The following is a 26,304-nucleotide window of genomic DNA, read 5'->3' as shown; positions in this document are numbered from 1 at the left end:
TGACCGATCAGCCGGCGTACCCCTTCCCGGCGATCCAGTTCGCCAGGTTGTCGGTGCTCATCCAGTAGTGATACTTGCCGAAGGCATCGGCCGGGTCGTAGATATGGGCCAGGTCGCCGCCCTCGTCGTAGCCGACCACGGTGACGTAGTGCCCCGGGTACTGGTGCGGGTTGCCCGCGGTGTCGTACGCGGTGCCCTGGACGACGTTGGCCACGATCAGGCGGTTGCGGTTGATGTCGTAGACGATGTCGGCCTTCAGCTGCTGCTTGAACTCGTCGGGCGCGTTCCCTTCGGCGTCCTGCGGGATGTCCTTGGACTCGTAGAAGCTCGTCTCCAGCAGCTCGTTCATCACCGGCACGACGTTGCCCGCGATCGAGTCGGTGCCGCCGGTGTCCGTCTGCAGCGGACCCCACAGCTCCTCCTCGTCCACGACCGTGTAGCCCTGGGCCGACAACGCGACCCGGACGGCGGCCGGCCCGCAGGAGAACTCGAGTTCCTTCTGCTCGCCGTAGTTCACCCAGTTGTCGCGGTCGCAGCGCTTGCCGCCATCCTCACAGTCCAGCCCGGATTTGTCGGTCTGGTTGATCGGGTCGTTGGCGGCGTACACGTACCGGTTCAGGCCGACCGTGTCGTCGCCGTCGATCACCGGGTTCGGTGAGATGAACCGGCCGAGCTCCGGGTCGTAGTACCGCGAGTGCAGGTAGAGCAGCCCGGCCGCGTCCTCCCGTTGCCCGGTGAACCCGCGGGACTCCCGCGCCAGGGAGCCGCTGGTCGCGACCACCTCGCCGAACGCGGCGTACTTCTTCCGGTGCACTTCGTTGCCCGCGGCATCGGTGACGGCCTGGATCGACCCCTGCTGGTCGGTGTGCACCCAGTACGGCGTCGTCCCCTCGGCCCGGGCGACCAGCTGACCCGCGATCGAGACGTACTTCGTCGCCGTCCCGGCCGTTACGTCGACCTCGTAGTCGTCACCGAGGTAGCGCCGGGTCGTCGTGCCCTCGACGGACTGGATCCGCGCGCCGTCCGCGTCGTACGTGAAGGCGGTGGTGACGCCGGCCTTCGTGACCGAGGCGAGCCGGTTCTCGCCGTCCCAGGTGAAGGTGCGCCCGGCGCCCGAGGTCATCAGCCCGGCCGCGTCGTAGGTGTAGGTGTTCGGCCCGGCCTTGGTCACCGCGTGCGGCCGGGTCGATCCGTACGTGTACGCGCCCAACTCCGAGTTGGCCGCGATGTTTCCGGTGCCGTCGTAGCTGATCGTGTGCGTCGAGGCCTTGGTGAGCTGCTCGGCCTCGTCGTACGCGTAGGTCCAGCTCTCCCCCGCGAACGGGCTCGCCGCCTGGACGACGTTGCCCTTGGCATCGCGGGTGTAGGTGACGTCCTGGATCGCGGTCGCGCCCTTCTTGGTCAGGATCGAGTTCAGCCAGCCGCGCTCCGCGTCGAAGCCGCGGGTGGTGACGGTCCCGTTGGCGTTCTCCAGCCGGCTCAGCTCACCCGCGGCCGTGTACTGCGCTCCCGTCACGAACCCGGGGATCGCGCGCAGCCGCCCGGCGCCGTCGTACCGCAGCGGCGCGGCGGCGGTGCCGACCGTGAAGCCGTCCGGGTAGGTGGTCCACAACGGCCGACCGCCGGGGTCGAACCCGTAGCTGAAGGTGTAAGCGGTGTTGTCGATCGTGCGGACCATCCGGACCACCCGGCCCGCGGCGTCGTAGTCCGACTTCTTCGTCCCGGCCGGGTCGGTCGTCGTGGTCAGCTGGCCGGTGTTGAAGTAGCCCGCGCGCTGCTCGTCGTACTTCCAGGTCGCCGTCCCGGTCGTGCTGGTCTGGCTGGTCTTCCGGCCGAGGACGTCGTACGCGAACGTCGTCCGCTGCCCCTTGCCGTCGGTTTGCGCGGTCAGCCGATCGGCGGCGTCCCAGGTGTACGTCGTCGTCCCGTTGTCCGGGTCGACGATCTTGGTCGCATTCCCGGCCGCGTCGCGGGTGTAGACGATCGTGTTGCCGTCCGGGTCGGTCGAGCGGGTCAGGTGATCGTTGCCGTCGTACACGTACGTCGCCGTCCGCGCGACCCCGCCGACCTCCTGCGTACTCGCGATGCGCTTGTCGTAGGCGTTCACCCGGTCGGTGGTCGTGTTGCCGCGCTCATCGGTCGCGGTCGTCGTCCAGAGCCCGTAGCTCTTCGTCCGGCTCGCTCCCCCGGGCATCGCCTCCTTGACCACCCGGTCGAGCGCGTCGTACGTCGTCACGGTCGGGTAGGTCGTCGGCCGCGGCTGACCCGACACCCAGTAGTACTTCGGCGTCTTGGCGGCAGCCAGCCCGCGGGCGTTGTACGCCGTGTCGACGTAGATGTCACCGGTCGCGGCGTCCGGACCTTGGTCGGCCGTCTGCCAGGTGCGCTGCAGGCCGTCGAAGTACCGGCGGCTCCACTGCGCGTTCGCGCTGCCGTCGGCCGCCGGGCGCTCGGTCTGTTCGTACTGCGCGCCGCCGTCGCCGAGGTTGGCCCAGGTGTACCGCTCGAAGCGGCCTCCTGGCTCGGTCATCTCGGCCCGCCGGCACAGCGCGTCGTACGTCACCTTGGTCAGTTGGCCGTCCGGACTGCGTACCTTTGTGGGTGTGCCGCAGACGACGTCCCAGCTGGCTGTGACCTCGTGCGAGAGCGCGTTCTGCTCAGTGGTCTGGAACAGGTGGTACGCCGAATCCCAGCCGAGCGTCGTCCGCCCGCCGAGCGCGTCGATCTCGGCGGTGATGTTGCCGAACTCGTCGTACTCCGTCCGGGTATCGGTGTAGGTATCAGTCGTCGAGCGCCAATCGCCGGCGCGGGTCGGGAGCCCCTTCGCCGGCGCTTGATTCCAGCTGGTCGCGTTGTCGTAGTAGGCCAGCGTCTCGGCAAGTTTGGCGCCGGCGGTTCCAGCGCCCTGGTACTTGCGGACCGCGGCCGGTTTGCCGACGACGTACGCCGTGGTATTCGGGACGTACGTGTTCGTCAGCGTCCGCTCGTCGCCGGTGGCCTCGTGGTCGCCGTGCTCGACCTGTTGCGCGATCTCGCCGTACGCGTTGTACTGCCGGGTCGTGTACTTGCGTTTGACGTCGTCCCCGGCGTGGACGTTCTCCCAGGTGCCGGTCGGCAGCGCCGTCCGCGGCAGGACGCCGTTGTCGACGGTGAACTCCTGAATGGTTGCCCCGAGCAACTCTCCGGCGCCGGTCCGGCGCTCGCGGCGTTCGGCCTCGCCGACCGCCGCGAGGTCCTGCCGGAAGGTGGTCACCGTCGTCGGGCACTCGGTCTCGCCGGTGACACAGGGCGCTGTCTCACGCTGCGTGCGGAAGCCGAGCCCGGTCCGCTCACCGCGATGGTAGGCGCCACCGGCGAAGCTGTACTTCGTGGTGGCGGTCGCTCCGCGCCCGTCGCCGACCGAGACCGCAGAGGCGGTCTGCACGAGCGGCGGGTTGTTCGCGTTCGGCCAGGCGGACGACGGCGTGTAGGCGACCGACGTCTTGGCGCCGTACGGATCGGTCTTCGCGCTGAGCAGATCGGGGACGTCGCCGCCGATGTTCCAGACGTGGCGGCCCTTGTTGAAGCCGAGGTTGGCCGAGTACAGCTCGGTCATCTCGCCGAGCCCGTCGCCGTTGACGTCCATCTCGAGGAACTCGCTGCTGCACTCCCCCTTGCTGCAGCTGAACGAGCCGATACTCGTGTCGGTCGCGCCCTGGGCGAAGCCCGCGCCGGTCGACAGCCAGATCCGGCGCAGGGTCGAGAATCCCCACGGCGCCAGCTCGACCAGGTCGGCCCGGTGGTCACCGTTCAGATCGGCGACAAGCTGGCGGGAGTTGGTGGACGACGACATCAGCGCGTCGGTGGAGCCGAGCACGTAGCTGGATCCGGTGGAGATCCAGGTCCGGCGCGTGTAGGTCGAGAAGAACGGGTAGAGCTCGACCATGTCGGTCTTGTCGTCGCCGTTCACGTCCATAGCGTGGAACCGGCTGCCGCTGCCATCGGCGTCCGGCATACTCCAGGCCATCGCGGTGTCGGTCGCTCCGGAGACGAAGCCGGTGCCGTTGGACAGCCAGATGTGCCGGCCGCCGGCGCCGAAGCCGGCCGAGTAGAGCTCGACCAGGTCGGTCCGGCCGTCGCCGTTCACGTCCGCGGTGAGGAACTGCTTGTCCTTCCCGAAGCCGATCCCGGTGTCGTCCGAGGCCAGCGTGTACGCCGTCCCGTTCGACAGCCAGGTCGCGCGACAGTAGTGGACCGGGAACAGGCCGCACTGGTAGAGCTCGACGACATCGGACTTGCCGTCGCCGTTCACGTCCATCGAGAGGAAGCGGTTGTCCTTGCCGTTGTTGCCCTGGGAGTGGCCGGTCGACGCGAGCGCGAACCCGGTGCCGTCGGACAGGTAGAGCCGGCGGCCCCAGTTGAACCCGTTCGGGTAGATCTCGACCAGGTCGGACTTGCCGTCGCCGTTGGCGTCTCCGGTCAGGAAGCGGGTGTCGGCGTGGATCGGCATCCCGGTGCCGTTCGAGGCCAGCGTGAAGTCGGCGCCGTCAGAGATCCAGGCGTGCCGCTCGAAGGTCCAGCCCGGGTACATCTCCAGCAGGTCGGACTTACCGTCGCCGTTGATGTCCATCGGCAGGTAGCGGGTGTTGTTCTTGTTCGCCATCGAGGTCGAGCCGCTGCCGGACACGAAGGCCGGCGTCCCGGTCTGGTAGGTCGCGCTCACCGGCGGCAGACTTGTGCCGCCGGCAACGTTGCCTTGCGCATCGATTGCCGCGTCCCGGCCGAACTGCTGCACCTGGGTCAGCAGCGACCGCGCTGTGGCCGCACTGGTCGCATAAGTCAACTTGTAGGCCCGTAGCCGATCGCCGCCAACCGTTATGTCGACAGTCTTGAGCCGGCCGTTCAGCGTGCTCAGCACTCCGTTGCCCGCGGCCCGTTGTTCGGCGTCCGGTCGAGTCTCGTAGTGGAACTTCACCTCGACGCCGTTGTAGGCCACGGTGTCCAGCGCATGCCCGTCGGTCCAGGTGTAGCGCACTGTGTTGCCGAGGGTGTCGACGATCTGGCTGAGACCCCAGCGGAAGACCTGGTCGGTCGCGACGCTGTGGATCGGGGCGAAGATCTGCCGGGTGCCGTCCTTCGCCGTCACCGTCCAGCGGCTCGCGGCACCGGTCCCGGTCAGTGCGATCCGCAGGTAGCTCTCGTTCTTGGTCGAGTGCGTGCCGCCCGTCGTACAGCTCGGGCTCGCGCTACCCGCCGCGCAGGCGACCAGCTCTTGGCCGTCGAGCAGGAAGATGTCGGAGGAGTCGTACTTCGGCGCGCCCTTACCGGCGCCGGCGCGTTCGACCTCGGTGACGCCGGTCAGCGTCCAGCCCTGACCGACCACGCCGTTCCCGGCGCCGGACTCGTACTTGAGCGCGAGCTGCGGCTCCAGCCCCCGGTACGCCGGGACCTGCAACGGGATCGCGTCGGAGAACGCGCCTCGCGCGTCGACCTGCCAGCTCTTGGCCGGGACCTCCGGGTCGACCGGCTTGGCGACGTCCGCGAGCTTGGTGCGTTCCTCGTCCGGCGGATCGGCGCTCGGCGGGCTGATCGCTCCGGCCGGGATCGCGATCGTGCTCAGCAGTACGGTCACCAGGGCAATTCGGACAGGCCTCATGGGACAACTCCTCGGGGCGGCGGGTGGAGTCGGGCACCGATCGTAGGACTCGCTCACGCTCCGTGGTAGAGCCTTTTGACGAGCGTCAAATCTGTTACCGCGGCGTTCCCTATGTCAGTCGTTTGGAAGCGATCCCCTAGACTCCGGCGAATGGAGCTGCGCCGGGTTTTCGCAAAGGTCGGGACGACGAAAGCCTTCGCCGCGGTCGGCCGGGCCCTGGTCCGCGTCGACGAGAAGCTCCTCCGGGTGACCCGCGGCCGGTTCGGCGTCGGGAGCCCGATCGGTCTGCGAACGTTGCTGCTGACAACCACCGGCCGGCGCAGCGGTCAGCCCCGCCAGGTCCCTCTGCTGTACGTCGAACACGACGGCGCGTACGTCGTCATCGGCTCCAACTGGGGCGGCGAGCAACACCCCGCCTGGTCCGCCAACCTCCTCGCCACCCCCGCGGCGACCGCCGCCATCCGCGGCCGCACGATCCCCGTAACCGCCCAGCTGCTCACCGGCGCCGAACGCCAGACCACCTGGGACGCTGTCGCCGCCTACTGGCCCGCCTACAACACCTACGCCACCCGAGCCCCGCACCGCGAAATCCGCGTCTTCCGCCTGGACCCCGCCTAGCCGATCTTGAGCTGTACCTCGGCCGAGGTCCCGTCGCGATACGTCACCCGGACCGGGGCGGGCTCGAAGTCCTCGAGGTCCTTGCCGGGTACCCAGAAGGCGAAGTAGCCGTTCTCGACCGTCGCCTCGACGAGGCCATGGGCCTTGCTCCGGTAGGTGATGCCGACGATGTCCGCACCAACCCGGCCCATGCCCGAAGTCACGTAGCCGAAGTCGCCGCCGCCGGCGGCGCCCAGGGAGCTGATCGAGATCTCGCGAGGGCCGGGGGCCGGGCGGCCCGGGCCGCCGATGCTGCCATAGCCACCGCCCTTCATCCGCGGGCTGCTGCTCGTCATACAGCTTGCCTCCGAGCCGCCGGGACCGAGCAACACGACGACCGACCAGTAGCCACGACGCTCGACGATCGCCGGGTCGGTGTTCTTGACCACGTCGTCCATCGGAGTGTCCGACAACTGCTTGCGGCATGCTTTCACCGCGGCAGCGCGTTCTTTGGCGGACAGGCTGCCTGGTTGCGCCGTCCAGCCGGCGTAGGCCTCGCCGGTCGGGAGTGGGCCGGTGTCGCGGGGGACGAAGACGATGGCGGCGCCGACGGCTACCGCCAGGGCGGCGACGGCGAGGCGGATGGCGCGGCGGCGGGGGCGGCGGGGGGTGGGGGTCGGGTCGGTGGTGAGGATGCGGTCGAGGGTGGCGCGGGCGTGGAGGGTGTTCGGGTCGGCGCCGGTGGCGGGGTCGAGGGTTTTGAGGTCGGCGAACTCGTCGAGGTGCTTCATGAGGTCGGCCTTTCGGTCAGGCCTGCGGGGGCGGTGGCAGGGGTGGCGCGGTGGCCGAGCTGGGCGCGCAGGGCGTGCCGGGCGCGGGAGAGGCGCAGCCGGAAGGCGACCGCGGTGATCCCGAGTACCGACGCGGCCTGACGGGCCGACAGGTCGTCGATCACCGCGAGGGCCAGAGCTTCCTGATGGAGTGCTGACAGCCGGCCCCACGCTCGGGTGAGGTCGACCTGCCGCGCGATCAGCTCGGCGTCGTCCGGCGACCACGTCGTGGTCACCTCCGCGAGCCGGACCGCGAGGGCCTCCTGCCGGCGGACGCCGCGGCGGCTGTTCAGGATCGTGTTGCGCACGATCCCGAACAGCCACGCCCGGGCGTCCGGGAGCTGCGGCGGGACGTCGTCCAGCCGGCGCCAGGCGACCAGCAAGGCCTCGCCGACGACGTCCTCCGCCTGCGGCTCGGGCAGCCGGCGCTGGGCGAACCGGACGAGATCGTCGTACGTCGCCTCGTACAGGGCGACGAACCGCGACTCGCGCGTCCTGCCGTCCGTTGGATTGCTCATACTCAGTACCTGTCCGCCACCCTGCCAGGTGTATCGCGGCAGGGGGCTACCAGCTCGCGGCTACCATGCCACCACCGAATCCAGGTCGGTCGAGCCGTCATCGGCGTCGAAGCGGAGGAGGACCGTGTTGCGCCCGGCGACCAGGTCGACGGTCGTCTGCACGGATTCCCAGGTCGTGTTCCAGTCGCCGGTCGCCGGGAACCACACTTTGCGCGGTGCTGCGCCGTTCACCAGCAGGGTCAGCGAGCTGATCGTCGGTGTCCCGTTGCTGTAGCGCAGTTCGAGCTGGTGCGGCCCCGACCGCGTCGCCTGGACGTCGACCGTCACCGAACTGCCGACCTGCTGGTCGAACCAGCCGACGTACCCGCTACCGGTGTAGCCGGAGCCGACCGTGTCGACCCGCGCCGTCCCGGTCAGCCGGCCGTTCTCCGCCTCGACCCGCGGCGGGAGCGCCGCGCCCGCCGCCCGGAGCAGCAGCTCCTTCCGGGTCCGCGCCATCAGATCGGTGTCATCGGTGAACCAGTCGAACGCCGTCACCAACGTGCTCGCCAACCGGTCCGCCGCGGCGGCGTCCCGGCGCTTCAGGATCGCCAGCAGCTCGTACTCCTCGTTGCCGTCCCGGGTCGCCACCGAGCGCACGCTCGTCCGCACGGTCCCGTTCGGCACGTCGGGATAGACGATGTAGCCGTCTCCCGGATAGGTCTCGCCCTCGCCGTACTGACCGGACTTCCACGCGTTGTAACCCCAATGGAAGAAGCCGGTGGCGCCGTACTTGAAGTTGCCCCAGCCGATCTGCCGCGCGGTGTACGCCGGGTACGTCGAGAAGCGATTCAGCCACCCGGCATGCGGATCCGGCTGCAGACAGACGTACGTCCACACCTCGTCGCCGGCGGCCTGCCGCTCCCGGTAGAACTGCGGGTCGCGCTGGAGACCGTCGATGAGCGGGATCCAGATGTCGACGTTGCCGGTCAGGCCCGTCTTCAGCTCGGTCAGCGCGTCCTGCGTGCGCGCGTCCGCACCGAAGTACTGGCGGAACTTCTCCGCGGTCCGGTTGTAGTTGGCGACGTTGCTCGGCTCGTCGGAGATGGTTTGGTACCACATGTCCGTCCAGCCCTTCGCATCCAGATGGGCCTTCAGAGCAGGCAGATACTGGTCGAGCCAGTTCTCCGCCTTCGCACTGCCCACCGGAGCGAGCGTCACCTTGGTCGCGCCGTCGACGTTGTCGATGATCCAGACCCGATCGGTGTGCAACGCGTTCAGCAACGGATTGCCGCGTAGCCGTTGCACCGAGCCCTCGCGCAGGAAGAGCTCGACGAACTGGTCGAACTTGGTCCAGTTGAACTGGTAGCGGCCGTTGACGAGGGTCGTCGGCCCGTCCAGCAGCGGGTCGATCGAGATGTGCACCTGGTTCTGCCGGGTGGCCTTCTGCTCCCTGGCGAAGTCCGTCATCAGCTGCCACCACTGCGGCGAGTAGCGGGTGAAGCCGTAGCGTTCCTTGATCTCATCGGCGACGACCGCGCCGTTGTGATCGGCGTACTCGTTGAAGAAGACATTCCAGGTGCTGTAGATGTACTTGCTGTCGACGGCGTTCGGGATGTCAACCGCGTACACGGCCAGCGACACCGGTACGGCGATCACACCGGCCGTGGTCGCGACGTCGACAGTCCCGGTGTAGGTCCCGGCGGCCTGGCCGGCCGGCACGTTCACCGTCACCCAGATCCCCTGTGTCACGTTGCGCGCGACATCGATCGCGCGCTCGTTGCCGAGCGGATCCGGGACCAGCCCGCCGCCGTCCGGATCGTGGTGGTTCTGGAACTTGTACTCCAGCCGGGTCGCCGGGAGGTTCCCGGCCGGCCCGGTCAGCGCGGTGAACGTGACACCGGTGATCCGGAAGGCGGCGGTGTGCCGGAGCAGGATCTGGTACGACTCGGCCTCGTTACGCGCCGAGTCCCAGTTGATCGCCGTACTGGCGCCGGCCGGTCGCTGATCGGTCCGGAACACCCGTTTCCAGGAGTCGGCGGTCCAGGCCGCGGGCGCGGCCGAGCTCGCGGCGCCGGCCGCCGGCGTACCGGCGAGCAACAGGGTCAGGACGGCGAACAGTGGGAGCAGGCGATGCGATTTCATGAGCGAGGTCCTTGCCGTGGGCGACCGCGTGGATGAAAATTACTCTCAGACATCAGTGAGAAGATGACAAGGATTATCACCCATATGGAAGCCCCCGGCGTACTCGACCTGGTTCTGACCTTCCGCACCCAGATGCCGGCCACGATGGCCCGGGTCGCCGCGGTGATCGAGGCCGACCCGAGCGCTCCCCTGCAGCTGTCGATCACCGGCCTGGCCGAACGCGCCGGGACGTCGCCTGCCACGGTCACCCGGCTGTGCCGCCTGCTCGGCTTCAGCGGCTACCCCGCCCTGCGCGTGGCCGCCGCCCAGGACGTCGGCCGCGGCGACCGGGATCGGGCCTGGCTGACCGACTTCGGCGACTCGGTGGCCCCTGGCGATCCGCCGTCCAGCGTGCTGTCCACCCTGCTGAACGCCCAGCTCGTCGCCGTCCGGGAGACGGCGCGCCAGTTCGACCTGGCCGCGCTCAGCGAGCTCGCACAGCGGATCAGCCGCAGCCGGCACTTCGACGTGTACGCCGTCGCCGGCAGCGGGCTGGTCGGCCGCGAGCTGGCCGCCCGGGTCCAGCGGCTCGGCGTGAACGCGCATGCGCACACCGATCACCACAGCGGCCTGGCAACCGCGGCGCTCCTCGACGAGCACTGCGTGGCACTGGCCATCTCGAACAGCGGCGACACCGCGGACACGCTCCGAATGTTGTCGCAGGCAACGAGGCGCGGCGCTTGGACGGTCGCCGTGACCTGCTCTCCGGACACCCCGATCGCACAGGCCGCACGGCAGCACATCACGGTCGCCTCTCCGCACTCCGACGTCCAGCCCGACGAGGTCGCCGCACGGCACGCGCAACTGCTGACCGCCGACCTGCTCTATCTGCTGGTCGCGCAGGCCGACCCGGCGCGCACCGCCCGGACCCTCGCCGCCACCGCGGACGCGTTCGCCTGAGAATTAGGGGTCAGGTACGTCACACGCACCCGGACCCCCTCTTCTCCCGTTGAATCCTTTAGGTTAGCCTCGCCTAAGTTCAACGGAGAGGGCAGGTATGGCGTCGCACGTCCAGGACGAAATCTTCGATCTGATCGGGGTCGGTTTCGGTCCGTCCAATCTCGCAGTGGCCATCGCCGCCGGTGAACTCGGCGACACCGCGCCGCGGCGCCTGTTCCTGGAACGGCAGCCCCGCTTCGGCTGGCATCGCGGCATGCTGATCGACGACGCGACGATGCAGGTCTCCTTCCTCAAGGACCTGGTCACCCTGCGCAACCCGGCCAGCCCGTTCACGTTCCTGAGCTTCTTGCACCAGACCGGCCGGTTGATCGATTTCGTCAACCACAAGACGCTGTTCCCGCTGCGGGTCGAGTTCCACGACTACCTGGAGTGGGCGGCCGCGCAGCTACCGGACGTCGTCCGGTACGACCGGACCGTCGTCAGCGTCGACCCTGTGTCGGTGAACGGCGTCATCGCGGCGTTCGACGTGACATCGACCGCCGCCGACGGCTCGGTCCGCGAGGTGCACCGCACCCGGAACCTGATCCTCGGCACCGGCCTGACACCGCGACTGCCCGAGGGCGTCATGGCCTCTGCGCGGGTCTGGCACAACCGGGATCTGCTCGACCAGGTCCGGCAGCTCGGCGACGACGCCGCGCCGCGCCGGGTGGTTGTCGTCGGCGCCGGTCAGAGCGCGGCCGAGGTGACCTCGTTCCTGCACGAGCGGTTCCCGGCCGCCGAGATCTGCTCGGTGTTCTCCCGGTACGGCTACAGCCCGGCCGACGACAGCCCGTTCGCGAACCGGGTCTTCGATCCGGCCGCGGTGGACGAGTTCTACTCGGCCCCGGAGGACGTCAAGCAGCAGATGCTCGACTACCACAGCAACACGAACTACTCCGTGGTCGACACCGAGCTGATCGAGGACCTGTACCGCCGGAGCTACCGCGAGCGGGTGGCCGGCCGCGAACGGCTGCGCTTCTTCAACGTGGCCCGCGTGACCAACCTGCGCGAGCACAGCGATGGCCTCAGCCTGACGGTCGAGTCGCTCAGCACCGGCCAGAAGACACCGCTCGACGCCGACCTGATCGTTTACTGCACGGGCTACCGCGCCGGTGATGCCGCCGAGATGCTCGGCGACCTCGGCCGCGAGTGCCGCCGCGACCCATACGGCCGGCTGCGGATCGGCCGCGACTACCGGGTCGAAACAACGGACGCCGTCCGGGCCGGAATCTACTTGCAGGGCGGCGGCACCGAGCACACCCACGGCCTCGCGTCCTCGTTGCTCTCGAACACGGCCGTCCGGGCCGGCGAGATCCTCACCGCCATCCAGCAGCAACCCGTCCGGGAGCTCCGGCCGCACGCCCTGGTCGACGGCTCGGCCGCCTAGTCGTCAGCGACAGTCGGGCTGGTCAGCTCGTGCACGAGGGCGCGGATGACCAGCTCGACGGTCGACTGCATGTCGACGGCGTCGTTGTCGAGCAGCCACTGCGTCTGGAGACCGTCCATGGCGGCGATGATCGCGGAGGCGGCCCGGTCGGCGTCCGGGTCGGTCATGTCGCGACCGGTCGCGTCGGCGACGGCGCTGGTGACCATGTCGCGCAGACCGGTGAAGCGCTCGGTGAAGAAGGCGCGGCCGGGATGGTTGTCGGTCACGGCCTCACCGAGCAGGACGGTGTACGCCTGCACGATGCCAGGGCGTTTGCGGTTGACCTCGGCGGTCTCGACCAAGTGCTCGAGCAGCGGCGCGCCCCGGGGCGCGATATGCCCGTCGAGCTCGGCGACATCCGAGTCGTCGCGGTACTCCAGCAACGCGATCAGCAACTGCTCCTTCGACCCGAAGTGATGCAGGACGCCGGCATGCGTCATACCGACCCGCTCCGCGATCTCCTGTAACGAGCCGCCGGTATAACCGCGCTCACCGAAGACGGCCATTGCGGCCTGGAGGATCTCCGCCCGGCGCAGGCCGGACCGCTTTTGCGGCCGCTGCGCCTTCGCAGCGCCCGACGACGGTGGTGCCGGCCAGCTCTGCTGTGCGCCCATGACGCTCCTCCGATTGGTCGACCGAGGAAGAGCTTAAGCGAGCAACTGATCCACGCGCCGCAGGACAATCACCTCGGCCTCGGCCGGGGTGATGACATCGGTCAGTGTCAGGGTGGCGAGACCGACTGCTGTCGCCAGTAACTCCTGCCCGTCGGCCGTCCGATCGGGACCGCCGAGGAGTAGCGCGAAGAGCGCGGACAGCTCGGTGTAGCCCTGGGTCACGCGCGCGCCGAGCGCCGGGGTGGTCAGGGCGTAGGTCTCGAAGGCCTGCTGGACCCGGAACAGCCGGCGATCCTCCTCGTCCCGCGGGATCAGCACCCGGAGGATCGCCCGCAGGGTGTCGCCGGGCGTACCGGCGGCGTGCTCCGCGACTCGCTCGGCGCCGCGGTCGTTGATCGCGCTGGACGCCGCCTCCAGCAGTTCGTCCTTGGTCTTGAAGTAGTGCTGGACGCGGCCGACCGAGACCCCCGCGCGATCGGCGACCCGCCGGATCGTCACCTGGGCGACCCCTTCGGTGTCGACGAGCGCGAACACCGCGTCCAGGATCGCCGTCCGCCGCGCGTCGTACGCGGCACCCTGACCTCTCACGTGAGCTACCATCCCGAGCAGAACAATACGTTGGTATTGATTAGATGAGGACAACATGGTCAAGGTACTCGCTCTGGCGCTGGCCGTTCTGCTCCCCGCACCGGCCGCCCTGCCCACCGATCCGCCGATCGTCGGCACCGATCGCGGCGCCGTCCGCGGTATCGATCGCGGCGACCACCGCGAGTTCAACGGCATCCCGTACGCCGCGCCGCCACGCCGCTGGCAGTCTCCGCAACCGGCCGCACGCTGGTCCGACGTCCGCGACGCCACCCGGTCCGGGCCGCGCTGCGCTCAGCTGGCGTCACCGACCGGCACCGAGCAGAGCACCGCCGAGGACTGCCTGTATCTGAACGTGACGACGCCGAAGCGGCCCGGCCGGAAGCCGGTCATGGTCTGGCTGCACGGCGGCGGCTTCGTCGAGGGAGCGGGGAGCGAATACGACCCGCGACGGCTCGCCGTCCGTGGCGGCGTGGTCGTGGTGACGATCAACTACCGGCTCGGTATCTTCGGCAACTTCGGGTACCCGGGCCTGGAGGGGTCCGGCACGTTCGGCCTGGAGGATCAGCAGGCCGCACTGCGCTGGGTCCAGCGGAACGCGACCGCATTCGGCGGCGATCCGGGGAACGTGACGCTGTTCGGCCAGTCCGCCGGCGGCCAGAGCATCTGCGCGCACCTCGCCTCCCCCACCGCGGCCGGGCTCTTCCACCGATCGATCGTCCAAAGCTCGCTCTGCACCACGCCGATTCCGGCCAACGCACTCGCCCCGGGCCTCCCGGCCGTTTCCCCCTGGGAAGCCCCGGCAAGCCTGGCGGCACGCGGTCGCGAGCTCGCCGGTGCGGTCCGCTGCAGCACCCTGACCTGCTTGGCCGAGAAGGATCCCGAGGAGCTGATGCCCATCTTTCCCGCCTTCGCGGGCCTGGCCTACGGCACCGCGATCCTGCCGGAGAACCCGCTGCACAGCCGGCTCCACGACGTGCCGATCATGTCCGGCAGCACGCGCGACGAGATGACCTACCTGCTGGGTCTCGCCGGTTCACCGACCCCGGAGAAGTACGAGGAGTACCTGGACCAGGCCTTCGGCGTGCACGCGGATCGCGTCCGCGCGCGGTACCCGCTCGGGAACCCGGGCCAGACCTGGGCCGCCATCACCACCGACAGCGCGTTCGCCTGCCCGACCCTGCACCGCAACCGGGCCGCCGCGCGCCGCGCCCCGACGTACGCGTACGAGTTCGCCGACCGGACGGCGCCGCCCACCCTGCCGCCGATCGGCTTCCCGTACGGCGCCTATCACTCGGCCGACGCGCTCTACCTGTTCGACCTCCGCGTCGGCGGCCGCGAACTGAACGCCGCGCAGCGCCGGTTGGCGAACGCGATGCTGGACTACTGGTCCGCCTTCGCGCACACCGGCGACCCGAACACGCCGGCCCTCCCCCACTGGCCCCGCTTCCACCCGAAGGATCGCGCCGTCCAGTCCCTCGACCTGCAGCTCGGCCGAACCGATCTCGCGGGCACCCACAACTGCGGGCTATGGGCAACTATCCCGTTGGATTAGGCCTGTGGGTAAGGAGAATCGGGCAGGCCGAGGTTGCGCCAGACGAACCGCGGGATGCCGGCCAGGAAGGCGCGCAGGAAGCGGGAGTTGTGGGCAACCAGCGGGTGGCTGTGCTCCCCTGGGTTGAACCAGACCCAGTCGTCGACGATCTGGAAGGACGACGGCGGGTTGGCCATCAGGAACTCCATCTGGCGCGGGTGGATCACGTCGTAGGCGAACTTCTTGTCCTGCGCGAAGATGCCGAACTGCCGGTTGAAGTCCTCGCTCTCGAAGCTGATCCCGCTGCTGAGGCCCCGGCGACCGACCTGCAGCCACGGCATCCGGACCGGCAACTGGAAGCCGAGCATCGCCTCGCTGTGGTGCTCGGTGACAGTCCGGGTGGTCGTGCGGCCCTCGGAGTCCGTGCTGGTCTCGGTGCGCGTCGTCTTCCAGTGGTGGGTGAACGCGACGAACGGCGGGCCGTCGCCGTCCCGGCCGCGGATCACCTCACTCGTGCTGTGCCCGTGGCCGGAGCGGGTGACCGGCGTGGTCTGCAACAGCAGGTCGTCCTCGCCGATCCAGTACCAGTCCGGGTGCTGATAGAAGGTCAGCCGGGCCTCGTGCTCGGGCTGGACCCAGCGGTCCAGCGGCGCCGCGTCGATCGCCGCCGCGATCGCGGCCAGCTGCTCCAGCCAGGGGGCGAGCAGCTCGGCGTCCTTCCGCGGCGGATCGAGGACGACGAGCTGATCGCCGTCGATACTCAGGTTCAGCCCGGGCTGTCCGGAAGCCATGGCATACAGCTGCTCACACACCTGCGCGGTCAGCACGTCGGTCGCGAACGCCGGCTCCTGGACGCCGACCGTCCACCCGGCCCCCAGCTGCGCCGGAACCGGGACCATCGTCGCCATCACGCCGTACCGCGGCTGCGTCTGCCCGCCGGTGATCCACAGCTCGGGCAGCCGCCGCGAGAGCGTCACCATCCCGACCCAGCCGCCCCAGTGCTCGTGGCGGTACTCGATCACCTGGAACGGGCGGCCCTGGCTGGTCGCGCCGATGATCTGATCGTCCGGCGAGCGGGTGAACCCGATGCCGAACGGCGGATTGCTCAGCCGCGCGACCGCGGCGAAGACCGGCGACCCGACGAACGTCCAGCCGCGCTCGCGCAGTGACTTGAGGTACCGCTCGCGGCGTACGAGCCACACGACGAACCAAGTCAGCGCACCCAGGCCCATCACCATCAGGCACCAGGCGAAGATCGACATCTGCCGGAACATCGCGACCGCCTCTCAGCTCGCCGGCGCCGCGGCTGCGGCGATCCGGCGGTTCAGGATCTCGGCCAGTACGACGGCTTCGTCGTGCGGCAGGATCCATTCGGTTGCGAGAGTCTGGACGACGAGCGCCGGACCAGGTGTGCTCACCGGCGTCCGGTCGAGCCGGATCGGGTACTCCAGCTCCTCGCCGCCGGCCAGCGTGGTGTCCCACACCTTCAGCACCGAGAGCGGCACGTCCTGAATGTTCTCCCGGGTGTTGTCGCCATCCGCGCTGCGCGCCCGGACGGTCGCCCGCAGCGTCACCGAGGTGTCGCCGACGGTCAGCCGGAGCCGGTTGATCCCCCGGATCCGGAAGTTCAGCTCGTACGGCGTATCGCCCAGCCCGGCCACCGCGGGCCGCAGCAGCTGGTGCTCACCCCAGCGGCCGATCAGGAACCCGATCACCCCGCCGATCACCGCCGCCGGGACGCAGAACAGCGCCGGGCCGCCGATGACGATCGTCGAGAAGACGCCGAACAGGGCGGCCGTGCTGCCGGTGATCGCGCCGACCGAGGCCCAGCGGTCCGGTTTCCAGCGGCTGCGCTCCCGGAACAGCCAGCCGCCGGCGATCGCCGCGACCGGGATCAGCACCGATTTCCAGTCCACCAGCGCCTGGTCGGCCGACAGGTTGATCGTCACCGTCGCGATCAGGAACAGCACCGGAATCCCGACGTACACGCCCCAGACGACGAGCTGGGCGCGCCGGCTCCGGGCCGCGGCGTCGTTGGCAGTCACCGGCCGACCCAATCACATCGACGGGGCCAGGGGCCGATTGACCCCGCCGACGGCGACCCCCTAGAGTCGGCGGCTCAACCGCATATCGCGCCGTTCGAATCGGGGCGGGAGAGTCCGGGCCCACCAAGGCCCGGCGCCGAAGGAGCAAATCTCCCCAGAATCTCTCAGGCCCAGCGACCGTTCCGATGAGGCGAACTCTGGAAAGCCGGGGCCTGCTGTCGGCAGGTGACCCGCACCCACGGTGCAAACCGCCACACCCGGGCGGTGAAGCTCTCAGGTACCGATGACAGAGCGGGGAGGTCACCCAGCAGAGGCGTCACATCCGTGGCGCCGGACCGAGGGAGCCTCCCAGCCATGACGTCGTCACGTCCAACGCCGCTGCATGCGGAACATCAACGGCTCGGTGCGTCGTTCACCGATTTCGCCGGCTGGTCGATGCCGGTGCGCTACACCTCCGACATCGCCGAGCACACCGCCGTCCGGACGGCGGCCGGCCTGTTCGACCTGTCCCACATGGGCGAGCTGGAGCTGACCGGGCCGCAGGTCGCCCAGGCGCTCGACCACAGCCTGGTCGGGCAACCGTCCAAGATCGGCATCGGCCGCGCCCGCTACACGATGCTGTGCGCCACGGACGGCGGCATCCTCGACGACCTGGTCGTCTACCGGCTCGCCGAGGAGCACTTCCTGATCGTGGCGAACGCGAGTAACGCGGCCGTCGTCCGCGAGGCGCTGATCGAGCGGATCACCGGCTTCGAGGCCGAGCTGCGCGACACCACGGCCGACTGGACGCTGATCGCCGTCCAGGGCCCGGCGTCCGTCCCGATCGTCGCCACCCTGACCGACCTGCCACTCGCCGATCTGAAGTACTACGCGATCAGCACCGGAAAGCTTGCCGAGAGCAACATCCTGCTCGCCCGCACCGGATACACCGGCGAGGACGGCTTCGAGATCTACTGCCGCCCGGACGACGCGGCCGGGATCTGGACCGCGCTGCTCGCCGCCGGCGCGCCGCACGGCTTGCTGCCGGCCGGGCTGGCCTGCCGGGACACGCTCCGGCTCGAGGCCGGGATGCCCTTGTACGGTAACGAGCTGTCCGCCGCGACGACGCCGTTCGAGGCCGGGCTCGGCCGAGTGGTTGCCTTCGGCAAGGAGGGCGACTTCGTCGGCCGGGACGCGCTCGCGCGCCGCCGCGACGAGGGCGCGCGGCAGGTGCTGGTCGGCCTGACCTCGACCGGCCGCCGCTCACCGCGCAGCGGGTACGCCGTCCACGACCCGGAGTCCGGGCAGCAGGTCGGCGCCGTCACCAGCGGCGCGCCGTCGCCGACGCTGGGACACCCGATCGCGATGGCGTACGTCGGGGTCGGCTACGACGAACCCGGTACCCAACTGCAGGTCGACATCCGCGGGACGCGCGACGCCGTCGAGGTCGTCGCCCTGCCCTTCTACCGCCGCGCCTAGGAGCTCTCATGTCTGTTCCGGACAACTTGCAGTACACCGCCGAGCACGAGTGGATCGCCCTCGACGGCGATATCGCGACGGTCGGCATCACAGCGTTCGCAGGGGAAGCGCTGGGCGATGTCGTGTACGTCGAGCTGCCCGCGGTCGGCGACGCCGTACGCACCGGTGACGCCTGCGGCGAGATCGAGTCGACCAAGTCGGTGAGCGACCTGTTCGCGCCGCTGGACGGCGAGATCGTCGAGATCAACGACGCCGTCGTGGCCGACCCGGGCCTGGTGAACACCGACCCGTACGCGGCCGGCTGGCTGCTGCGGTTGCGCGTCACCGGCGAGAGCGCCCTGCTGGACGCCGCCGCCTACGAGACCCTGATCGGGGGCGAGTGAGATGCTCGACGAATCCCTGGCCGCGTTCGACCCGGAGGTCCACGCCGCCATCACCGCCGAGCTCGGCCGCCAGCGGGACACGCTGGAGCTGATCGCCAGCGAGAACTTTGCGCCGCTCGCGGTGATGGAGGCCCAGGGCTCGGTCCTGACCAACAAGTACGCCGAGGGCTACCCCGGCCGCCGGTACTACGGCGGTTGTGAGCACGTCGACGTCATCGAGCAGCTGGCCATCGATCGGGTCAAGGCGCTCTTCGGCGCGGGTTTCGCCAACGTCCAGCCGCACTCGGGCGCCCAGGCGAACGCGGCCACGATGTCCGCGCTGCTCGACCCCGGCGACACGATCCTCGGCCTCGACCTCGCCCACGGCGGTCACCTCACGCACGGAATGCGGCTGAACTTCAGCGGCAAGCTGTACGACGTCGTCGCGTACCACGTCCGCCCGGACACCTTCGCCGTCGACCTGGCCGAGGTCGAGCGGCTCGCGCTCGAACACCGTCCGAAGCTGATCGTGGCCGGGTGGTCGGCGTACCCGCTGCACCTGGACTTCGCCGAGTTCCGGCGGATCGCGGACCTGGTCGGCGCGTACCTGATGGTCGACATGGCGCACTTCGCCGGGCTGGTCGCGGCCGGGCTGCACCCGAGCCCGGTCCCGTACGCCGATGTGGTCACCACGACCACCCACAAGACGCTCGGCGGGCCGCGAGGCGGCGTCATCCTGACCAACCGGGCCGACCTGGCGAAGAAGTTCAACTCGGCGGTCTTCCCCGGGCAGCAGGGCGGCCCGCTGGAGCACGTCATCGCGGCCAAGGCGGTCGGGTTCAAGCTGGCCGCGTCGCCGGAGTTCCGGGAGCGGCAGCAGCGGACACTCGAGGGCGCCCAGGCGATCGCGGACCGATTGCTGGCCGACGACGTCCGCGCGGCCGGGATTACGGTCCTGACCGGAGGGACGCAGGTCCACCTGGTGCTGGTCGACCTGCGCGACTCGGCGCTGGACGGGCAGCAGGCCGAGGACCGGCTGCACGCAGTCGGCCTGACCGTGAACCGGAACGCGGTGCCGTTCGACCCGCGGCCGCCGATGGTGTCGTCCGGGCTGCGGATCGGGACGCCGGCGCTCGCAGCCCGCGGGTTCGGGCCGGCCGAGTTCGCGGAGGTGGCCGACATCGTCGCGGCGGCTCTGATTCAGGAGCCGAGCGAGTCGTTCACAGCCGGATTGCGTGCGCGCGTCGGCGTCCTGACCGCGAAGTTCCCGCTCTATCCTGCGATCGGCTAGGTTCCGAAAAGTCCACTCCGCTTTGGTGCTTCATGCAACAAAGTGACCGCTTCTGCGCGTCTTGGTCTTTACCGGGGCGGGACAGAGGAGGCTGGGGTGCAAGGACGGCGACGGGCCAAGAGCGCGGTGGGGCTGCTGCTCGGATGTCTGCTGGTGTGCGGGGTGGCGCTCGCGGGTGCGGCGTACTTCCTGCTGCCCAAGGAGCGGTTGCAGACTGCCCCTTTGGGCACCCTGGAGCCGGGTCCGGCGACCGCGACCGCGGCGCCGGCCGGACCGCCGTCGCCGGCCACCCGCGCGCCGCGCCGCGGGCCATCCACCACGGGGTACGCGTGCCCGGGGTTCAGCGGGATCCAGACCAAGGTCCCGCTGCCCCTGGTCCTCGACGAGACATTTGCCTGGGGCAACCACCCGCCGGCCAAGGTCGGTGACGGCAAGGGCAACATCCGCTGGGACGCCGACCCGTACAAGGACCCGAGCTGGCACCTGTGGCTGCATTCGCTGCGCTGGCTCGGCAACGGCGTCTACGGCGCCGACCGCGGGAACAAGCGGGCGCTGGACAAGACGCTGGCCATCGCCAAGGACTGGGTCCGCGACAACCCGTACCCCTGGCAGGGCGCGAGCGCGACCGAGTCGACGATGCACCGGACGAACGTGCTGATCTGCATCCGGCAGACGACGCTCAAGGCGCTGAAGGCCAAGACGCTGCCGGCGCAGCACAAGTGGCTGGACACCGCGCTGAACGACCACGCGAAGTTCATGACCGAGCACTGGAGCGGGATCCGCAACCACGGCACCGACGAGAGCATTGCGCTGTTCGGCATCGGGTGCACCTACAACCGGGCCGATCTGAAGGAGCTCGCCGTCAAGCGGCTGAACGAGGCCGTCGTGCACGCGATCGACGACGAGGGCACGACCAACGAGCAGTCCGTCGGGTACGCGTCGTTCAACTACCGGCTCTGGGGGCGGGCGGCGGAGGTGCTGCGGGCCTGTAAGACCGAGCCGGGCCCGGAGATCGACCGGCGCCGCGAGAAGCTGGCGCTCTGGCTGGCGCTCGCGACCAAGGCGAACGGCGAGCTGCACCAGATCGGCAACACCAACAAGCAGAAGACCGAGACCGCCCCTGGCACGCCGCTGGAGTTCGTCGCGTCCCAGGGCAAGAAGGGCACGAAACCGGCCAAGCGGACCGGGATCTACCGGGCCGGGTACATCTTCGGGCGGACGGGGTGGGGCGACAACCGGCCGTTCGGGCAGGAGTCGTCGTACAGCATCCGGTTCGGGTTCCCGCGGGCGTACCACGGGCACGAAGACCACACGGCGATCACGTACAACTGGCACGGGCGCGACGTTCTGATCGACCCGGGGTATCTCGGCTACCGGAAGAACGAGAAGCAGGAGTGGGCGCGGACGCAGTACGCCCACAACGTGATGACGATCCCGACCGCGAAGAGCCGGAACGCGAAGACCAAGCTGGTCGGCGCGGTCAGCACCCCGAACTCGGACTACTACGAGCTCAACGACCAGCCCGCCGAGGGCGTCGACCGCAGCCGCGACGTCCTGGTCCTCAAGGACCCGGATCTGGTGATCGCGCTCGACCGCGGCCAGTCCGGCACGACGCAGCGCTACGAGACGCTCTGGCATCTGCCGCCCGGCCACCAGGTCACCGTCGACGCGAACGGCGTCGCGGTCGCCCGGCAGCCGCGCTCGGGGATGAAGACGCACCTGATCCAGATCCCTCTGGACGGTGCCATCCCGGCCGGCTCCACCACGGTCGAGGAGGGTCGCTCGAACCCGGCCCAGGGCTGGTTCGCCCCGACCATCTTCAACCCCGTCCCGGCTCCGGTCGTCAAGTTCACCCGCACCGGCCAGAGCGTCCGCATCCTGTCGCTGATCATCCCGTCCAAAGAGGCCGAGAAGGTCACCTACACGACCCGGACCACCGGCACCGCCACCCTCGTCGACCTGGCCGTCGGCACCCGCAAGGTCACCGTCAAGGTCGCCCCTTTCGGCCGCCTGACCCGCCTCAACTAACACCCCCGGCCTCTATCCGGCAACACCTCTTCGCCCAGGGTCGAACCGATTGCCCACATCGCCGCAACCGGATCGGATAGCTCCACCCCTGGACGAAAGGACGCCCCATGCGCAACCGCGACTTCTGATCACCGCACCAAGGACAGGAGGTAGTGCCCGGTCGGCACCCCGCCGCACGGTCGTGCACGCCGACCGAGCCGCCGCCACCGGCAACTACCTCCTGTCGTACGCGTCGCACCTACCCGCGCCCGACCGCCCGCTCCAGCTCGGCCTTGGTCATCTTCGAGCGGCCCTTGATGTTCTTGTGCTTGGCCTCGTTGTAAAGCTGCTCCTTCGTGCGGCCGCCCGGCCCGGAGTACGAGCGCAGCCCGCCGCGACGGCCGGAGGAGATGTCGTCGGTCGAGCTCCGGCTCGCCTCCTTCGACTCCCCCGCCCGCGCGCGCTCCTTGTTCACCGTCCGCGCCGCGATCTCCTCCGCGGTGTCCTCACTCCGCCCACTCTTCTTCAGCCCAGCCTTGATGTGCTGGTACTGCCGTTCCCGTTTCTTGCTCGACCCAGCGGGCATGGCACGTTCCTCTCAATCAGCCTGACGAAGTTCCGGAGCCAGTTCCTTGGCGAAGAAGTCGAAGAAGCCGTCCATGTCCGGACCGGCGTTGATCAGCGCGAGCCGGTCGTACCCGGCGTCGGTGAACTGCCGCGCCACCTCGACATGCCGCGCCACATCCGGCCCACAGCCGAACTGCTCGCGCATGTGGCCGGCCGTCACCAGGGTGGTCGCGGCATCGAAGTTCACCGGGTTCGGCAACTCGGCCTGCACCTTCCACCCGGTCACGCCGAACCGGAACAACCGCCGGGCCGACTCCGCAGCCTCGTCCTCCGACGGCGCCCACGCGAGTGGCACCTCGGCGTACGCCGGCCCGAGCCCGCCCGACTCCCGGTACGCCGCGATCAGGTCGTCCTTCGGCTCGGTCACGAACAACGCATCGCCCAACTCACCCGCGATCCGCGCCGCCGCCGGACCACCCGCCGCCACCGCGATCTCCGGCAGCACGCCGGGTAGGTCGAACATGCGCGCGTCCTCGAGTTTCAGATGTTTCCCGTCGTACGAGTGGTAACCGCCGCTCCACAGCAGCCGGATGATCTCGATCGCCTCGCGCAACATCTCGTGCCGAGTCGTCACCGCCGGCCACCCGGCGCCCACCACATGCTCGTTCAGCCGCTCCCCCGACCCGAGCCCCAGCGTGAACCGCCCGCCGGACAGGATCGCCGTGGTTGCCGCGGCCTGCGCCACCACCGCTGGGTGATACCTGATGAACGGACACGTCACCCCGGTCGCCAGCCCGATCTCCGACGTCTTGGCCGCAATCGCCGCCAGCATCGAGAACGCGAACCCCGAGTGCTCGTGCTCCCCGACCCACGGATGAAAATGATCGCTGACCTCGACGAAGTCGAACCCCGCCGCCTCCGCCCGGACCGCCTGGTCGACGATCTCCAGCGGCCCGTACGCCTCCGCGATCAGTTTGAATCCCAGCTTCATGCCGCCCCGGTTACCGCGTCGCAAGCCCGGCAAACCAGCCGTTTCGGTGCCCCTGTGCCGGGCACCGGCCGACCATGCCGCAGCCCATGCCCAGCGCGTCCCTGCTCGACACCAGCCGTGCGATCGGCGACGTACTGCTGCCGGTGGTCGCCCGCGGCGCCATCCTGCGCCGGCCGCGGCTGATGCGCCTCGCGGAGCGGCTGCAGGTGGACGCGCGGGCCCTGCGCGAAGTCCGGCGGCTGCGCACCCGGTACGCCGAAGGCCCAGTTCCGCTCCGGATCGCGGGCCGGATTGTCGCCCTGGTCACCGCGCCGGAGGATGTTCAGCGCGTGCTGGCGATGACGCCCGAACCGTTCTCCGCGGCGACCACCGAGAAGGTCGGCGCGCTGCGGCATTTCCAGCCACATGCCGTTCTCATCACCGATCCCCCGCTCCGGGCGCCACGCCGTGACCTCAACGAGCAGGCCCTCGAAACCCACCAGCCGGTCCACCAGCACGCTGCCCGGATGCGGGCCGTGATCCACGAGGAGCTCAGCCAGCTGATCGGCACCATCGGCTGGACCGACTTCCGCGCGGTCTGGTCTCGGATCGTCCGGCGGATCGTGCTCGGCGACTCCGCCCGCGACGACACCGCGCTGACCGCCGAACTGGACAGACTCCGATCGGCCGCCAACTGGGCCGAGTTCGCGCCCCGGCGGCCCGCCGTCCGCCGCAGCTTCGCCGCACGCCTCGACCGGTACGCCGAAGCCGCCGAACCCGGCAGTCTGATCGCGATGTCGCCGCCCGCCGACGGCCTGGCCGACCAGGCTCCGCACTGGTTGTTCGCGTTCGACGCGGCCGGCATCGCCGTCTGGCGCGCACTCGCCGTCCTCGCCACCCGCCCGGCCCTTTCGAGCGGATCACGGCCGAGGCCCGGCACCCGGAGACTTCACCGCTGCTCGCCGTCGCCGGTGGCGCCGTCCAGGAGTCACTCCGGCTCTGGCCGACCACGCTCGTCGTCCTGCGCGAGTCCCGCCGTCCGACCGAATGGCGCGGACGGACGCTGCCCGCGGGCACCGAGTTCGCCGTCGTCAGCTCGGTCTTCCACCGGGACGACGAAGCCCTCGACTTCGCCGACGCCTTCGACCCTGATGTCTGGCTCGACGGCCGGACCGAACGCGACTGGCCGATCATCCCGTTCAGCGCCGGCCCGGCCCGCTGCCCTGGCGAGAACGTCGTCCTGCTCACCACCAGCAGCGCCCTCAGCCACCTCGCCGACCACAACACCCTCGACCTCGACCCGCGAACCCGCGAACTGCTCGCCGACCCGATGCCCAAGACCTTCGACCACACCACCCCGCGCCTAGCCTTCTGGAGAAAGCCATGACCGCTCGCCCCGCCGCCGTCGGCGACCTCCGCCTGGCCACCGTCTGCGTCAACGCCACCGACCTGGACCGCGCCGCCGACTTCTGGTGCGCAGCGCTCGGCTACCAGCGCCCGGAGCGCATCGGCGACCACGACCAGTTCGCCCACCTCAAGGACCCCGCCGGCACCGGCCCGACCGTCCTGCTCCAGCGCGCCGACGAAATCCCCGACCAGCCCACGCCCGTCCACCTCGACCTCTACACCGCCGACCGCGATCACCACATCGAACGCCTGCTGGCCCTGGGCGCCACCAAACCCGACAGCTGGCCGTACCCCGCCGAACACGAGTTCGTCGTCCTCCGCGACCCCGAAGGCAACGAGTTCTGCGTCATCGACGTGCAGTAGAAGGAGACGACATGGCACACCACGAAGCCTGGACGACGGTCGACGTCGCCCCGAACATCCTGTTCGAGCACCTCTCGGACCTCGACCGGCTCCCGCAGTACCTACCCCGCCTGACCGGCATCCACCGGGTCGCGCCCCGGCCCGCCGAGGCGCAGGGAATGGAGGCCCGCAGGCCACTGCAACCTGTGCACGAGGAGGTCGAGGTGACCGCCGAGCTCGCGGAGGGACAGAGCGTGCGCGGCGAGGCGTGGATCGATGTGATCGAGGAGCAACGGCGGCTGCGGTGGGGCGCGCCGGGCGATCACGACTACCACGGTGAGCTGGACGTGGAGTTCGTGGCAGACGGGACCTCGCGGCTGACCGTCCGCCTCGACACCGAGCACGCGCCGTACGCCGAGATCGACGAAGAGCTCGGGCGGGTGCTGGAGCGGATCAAGTCCGCTCTCGAACGGCCTTCCGCTTAGCGGGCTTCTTGGCCGGTTCCGGGTCCGGTTTCGGCGGGGTGAGGTGTTGGGTGTGGACGGGGCCGCCGCCGAGGCGGCGGTACATCCAGCGGCGCTGGTTGTAGTCGTAGTAGGTGTCGATACCGCCGACTGCGGGCATGGCGTCCTCCGTGGGGGTTGGGTGCAGCTCCTTGGGAGCGCGCCCACTGTTGGACGACGCGACCGGCCGGTACCCCGGTGGGATGGCCGTAATTCATCAGATTTCGGTCAATTGTGTCGTGGGGGCGTCAACTTCGGGGGGTGGGGTGGCGTCATGAATCAGTGCGGGGTGCGTCTCAGGGACAGGAACGGTTGAGCGAGCGATGGGATGTGCGCTGATGAGCCACGAGAGTGGGACGCCGGTGGAGGCCGGTCAGGTGTGCCGGTTTGCGTGGGCGGTGGGTGGGCGGTCGCATGTGTGTCGCCAGGGGCATGGGCACGCGTTGCCGCACAAGTGCGGGTACTGCGGTGAGCAGCACGCGCCGCCGGAGGAGCTGAGCTGATTTGTCGG

The 26,304-nt window shown here is 69.7% G+C and carries 23 protein-coding genes and 2 riboswitches; of the genes, 12 read left to right on the top strand and 11 right to left on the bottom strand.

Going from position 1 to position 26,304, the window contains the following annotated elements; all coding sequences use genetic code 11:
- Positions 1–7: 7 nt before the first annotated feature.
- Positions 8–5,635, bottom strand: a complete 5,628-nt coding sequence (locus tag HPO96_RS08530; protein ID WP_171672702.1) for an RHS repeat-associated core domain-containing protein — start codon at positions 5,633–5,635, stop codon at positions 8–10.
- Positions 5,636–5,785: 150 nt separating this feature from the next.
- Between HPO96_RS08530 and HPO96_RS08525 the strand changes: the two genes are divergently transcribed.
- Complete coding sequence (locus HPO96_RS08525; protein WP_171672700.1) at positions 5,786–6,253, top strand: nitroreductase family deazaflavin-dependent oxidoreductase; 468 nt, start codon at positions 5,786–5,788, stop codon at positions 6,251–6,253.
- Here HPO96_RS08525 and HPO96_RS08520 read toward each other — a convergent pair.
- The 3 genes from HPO96_RS08520 to HPO96_RS08510 are packed head-to-tail and all read right to left on the bottom strand — an operon-like array spanning position 6,250 to position 9,704.
- On the bottom strand, positions 6,250–7,023 hold the full coding sequence (locus tag HPO96_RS08520; RefSeq protein WP_171672698.1) for a hypothetical protein: 774 nt from the start codon (positions 7,021–7,023) through the stop codon (positions 6,250–6,252). The genes HPO96_RS08525 and HPO96_RS08520 overlap by 4 nt on opposite strands.
- The gene (locus HPO96_RS08515; RefSeq protein WP_171672697.1) at positions 7,020–7,580 is read right to left on the bottom strand and encodes an RNA polymerase sigma factor; all 561 of its coding nucleotides are present in this window, start codon (positions 7,578–7,580) and stop codon (positions 7,020–7,022) included. Before HPO96_RS08515 ends, HPO96_RS08520 begins: the two co-directional genes overlap by 4 nt.
- A 60-nt stretch (positions 7,581–7,640) precedes the next feature.
- On the bottom strand, positions 7,641–9,704 hold the full coding sequence (locus tag HPO96_RS08510; RefSeq protein WP_171672695.1) for a glycoside hydrolase domain-containing protein: 2,064 nt from the start codon (positions 9,702–9,704) through the stop codon (positions 7,641–7,643).
- A gap of 63 nt (positions 9,705–9,767) precedes the next feature.
- Here HPO96_RS08510 and HPO96_RS08505 point away from each other — a divergent pair, with 63 nt between their 5' ends.
- Positions 9,768–10,643 carry a MurR/RpiR family transcriptional regulator gene (locus HPO96_RS08505; RefSeq protein ID WP_171672693.1) on the top strand — a complete coding sequence of 292 codons (876 nt, stop codon included), beginning with the start codon at positions 9,768–9,770 and terminating at the stop codon, positions 10,641–10,643.
- Positions 10,644–10,740: 97 nt separating this feature from the next.
- A complete protein-coding gene (locus HPO96_RS08500; RefSeq protein WP_171672691.1) occupies positions 10,741–12,069 on the top strand; it encodes a lysine N(6)-hydroxylase/L-ornithine N(5)-oxygenase family protein in 1,329 nt (442 codons plus the stop codon).
- On the opposite strand, the gene HPO96_RS08495 is transcribed toward HPO96_RS08500, so the two are convergent.
- Both HPO96_RS08495 and HPO96_RS08490 read right to left on the bottom strand, forming a co-directional pair.
- Complete coding sequence (locus HPO96_RS08495; protein WP_171672689.1) at positions 12,066–12,722, bottom strand: TetR/AcrR family transcriptional regulator; 657 nt, start codon at positions 12,720–12,722, stop codon at positions 12,066–12,068. The two genes, HPO96_RS08500 and HPO96_RS08495, sit on opposite strands and share 4 nt — an antisense overlap.
- Before the next feature lie 33 nt (positions 12,723–12,755).
- On the bottom strand, positions 12,756–13,310 hold the full coding sequence (locus HPO96_RS08490) for a TetR family transcriptional regulator (protein ID WP_202885762.1): 555 nt from the start codon (positions 13,308–13,310) through the stop codon (positions 12,756–12,758).
- Between the two features lie 55 nt (positions 13,311–13,365).
- On the opposite strand from HPO96_RS08490, the gene HPO96_RS08485 reads away from it, so the two are divergent.
- Positions 13,366–14,862, top strand: coding sequence for a carboxylesterase/lipase family protein (locus HPO96_RS08485; protein WP_171672686.1), 1,497 nt, complete (start codon positions 13,366–13,368; stop codon positions 14,860–14,862).
- Here the strand turns inward: HPO96_RS08485 and HPO96_RS08480 are convergent.
- Both HPO96_RS08480 and HPO96_RS08475 read right to left on the bottom strand, forming a co-directional pair.
- Complete coding sequence (locus HPO96_RS08480) at positions 14,859–16,115, bottom strand: hypothetical protein (protein WP_238354942.1); 1,257 nt, start codon at positions 16,113–16,115, stop codon at positions 14,859–14,861. The two genes, HPO96_RS08485 and HPO96_RS08480, sit on opposite strands and share 4 nt — an antisense overlap.
- Before the next feature lie 12 nt (positions 16,116–16,127).
- Positions 16,128–16,886, bottom strand: coding sequence for a hypothetical protein (locus HPO96_RS08475; protein ID WP_171672684.1), 759 nt, complete (start codon positions 16,884–16,886; stop codon positions 16,128–16,130).
- A 95-nt stretch (positions 16,887–16,981) separates the two neighbouring features.
- Positions 16,982–17,076: riboswitch (glycine riboswitch) on the top strand.
- A riboswitch (glycine riboswitch) is annotated at positions 17,077–17,186 on the top strand.
- 54 nt (positions 17,187–17,240) lie between these two features.
- Between HPO96_RS08475 and gcvT the strand changes: the two genes are divergently transcribed.
- From gcvT to HPO96_RS08455, 4 genes are all read left to right on the top strand, one after another.
- Entirely contained in the window at positions 17,241–18,344 is a 1,104-nt protein-coding gene (gcvT, locus tag HPO96_RS08470; protein WP_171672682.1) for a glycine cleavage system aminomethyltransferase GcvT, read from the top strand.
- Positions 18,345–18,352: 8 nt separating this feature from the next.
- Positions 18,353–18,727, top strand: coding sequence for a glycine cleavage system protein GcvH (gcvH, locus tag HPO96_RS08465; RefSeq protein WP_171672681.1), 375 nt, complete (start codon positions 18,353–18,355; stop codon positions 18,725–18,727).
- Between the two features lies 1 nt (position 18,728).
- A complete protein-coding gene (glyA, locus tag HPO96_RS08460) occupies positions 18,729–19,997 on the top strand; it encodes a serine hydroxymethyltransferase (RefSeq protein ID WP_171672679.1) in 1,269 nt (422 codons plus the stop codon).
- 96 nt (positions 19,998–20,093) lie between these two features.
- The gene (locus HPO96_RS08455) at positions 20,094–22,025 is read left to right on the top strand and encodes a heparinase II/III domain-containing protein (protein ID WP_171672677.1); all 1,932 of its coding nucleotides are present in this window, start codon (positions 20,094–20,096) and stop codon (positions 22,023–22,025) included.
- Between the two features lie 238 nt (positions 22,026–22,263).
- Here the strand turns inward: HPO96_RS08455 and HPO96_RS08450 are convergent, their stop codons facing one another.
- Positions 22,264–22,590: a plasmid stabilization protein gene (locus HPO96_RS08450; protein ID WP_171672675.1), complete on the bottom strand. Its 327-nt coding sequence runs from the start codon at positions 22,588–22,590 to the stop codon at positions 22,264–22,266.
- Positions 22,591–22,602: 12 nt separating this feature from the next.
- Positions 22,603–23,562: a TIGR03557 family F420-dependent LLM class oxidoreductase gene (locus tag HPO96_RS08445; RefSeq protein WP_171672674.1), complete on the bottom strand. Its 960-nt coding sequence runs from the start codon at positions 23,560–23,562 to the stop codon at positions 22,603–22,605.
- Between the two features lie 556 nt (positions 23,563–24,118).
- Here HPO96_RS08445 and HPO96_RS39860 point away from each other — a divergent pair.
- Genes HPO96_RS39860 through HPO96_RS08430 form a run of 3 tightly spaced genes read left to right on the top strand, consistent with a single transcriptional unit; the run spans position 24,119 to position 25,775 of the window.
- The gene (locus HPO96_RS39860; RefSeq protein ID WP_202885826.1) at positions 24,119–24,928 is read left to right on the top strand and encodes a cytochrome P450; all 810 of its coding nucleotides are present in this window, start codon (positions 24,119–24,121) and stop codon (positions 24,926–24,928) included.
- Entirely contained in the window at positions 24,925–25,311 is a 387-nt protein-coding gene (locus HPO96_RS08435; protein ID WP_171672672.1) for a VOC family protein, read from the top strand. Before HPO96_RS39860 ends, HPO96_RS08435 begins: the two co-directional genes overlap by 4 nt.
- An 11-nt stretch (positions 25,312–25,322) precedes the next feature.
- A complete protein-coding gene (locus tag HPO96_RS08430; RefSeq protein ID WP_171672670.1) occupies positions 25,323–25,775 on the top strand; it encodes an SRPBCC family protein in 453 nt (150 codons plus the stop codon).
- On the opposite strand, the gene HPO96_RS08425 is transcribed toward HPO96_RS08430, so the two are convergent.
- Complete coding sequence (locus HPO96_RS08425; protein ID WP_171672668.1) at positions 25,744–25,914, bottom strand: hypothetical protein; 171 nt, start codon at positions 25,912–25,914, stop codon at positions 25,744–25,746. The genes HPO96_RS08430 and HPO96_RS08425 overlap by 32 nt on opposite strands.
- 217 nt (positions 25,915–26,131) lie before the next feature.
- Here HPO96_RS08425 and HPO96_RS08420 point away from each other — a divergent pair, with 217 nt between their 5' ends.
- The gene (locus tag HPO96_RS08420; protein WP_171672667.1) at positions 26,132–26,296 is read left to right on the top strand and encodes a hypothetical protein; all 165 of its coding nucleotides are present in this window, start codon (positions 26,132–26,134) and stop codon (positions 26,294–26,296) included.
- The last annotated feature ends 8 nt before the right edge of the window (positions 26,297–26,304 follow it).

It is taken from the genome of Kribbella sandramycini (assembly GCF_013131805.1).
In the GTDB taxonomy this organism is placed as follows: Bacteria; Actinomycetota; Actinomycetes; order Propionibacteriales; family Kribbellaceae; genus Kribbella; species Kribbella sandramycini.
This window is presented reverse-complemented; position numbering and strand designations above follow the sequence as displayed.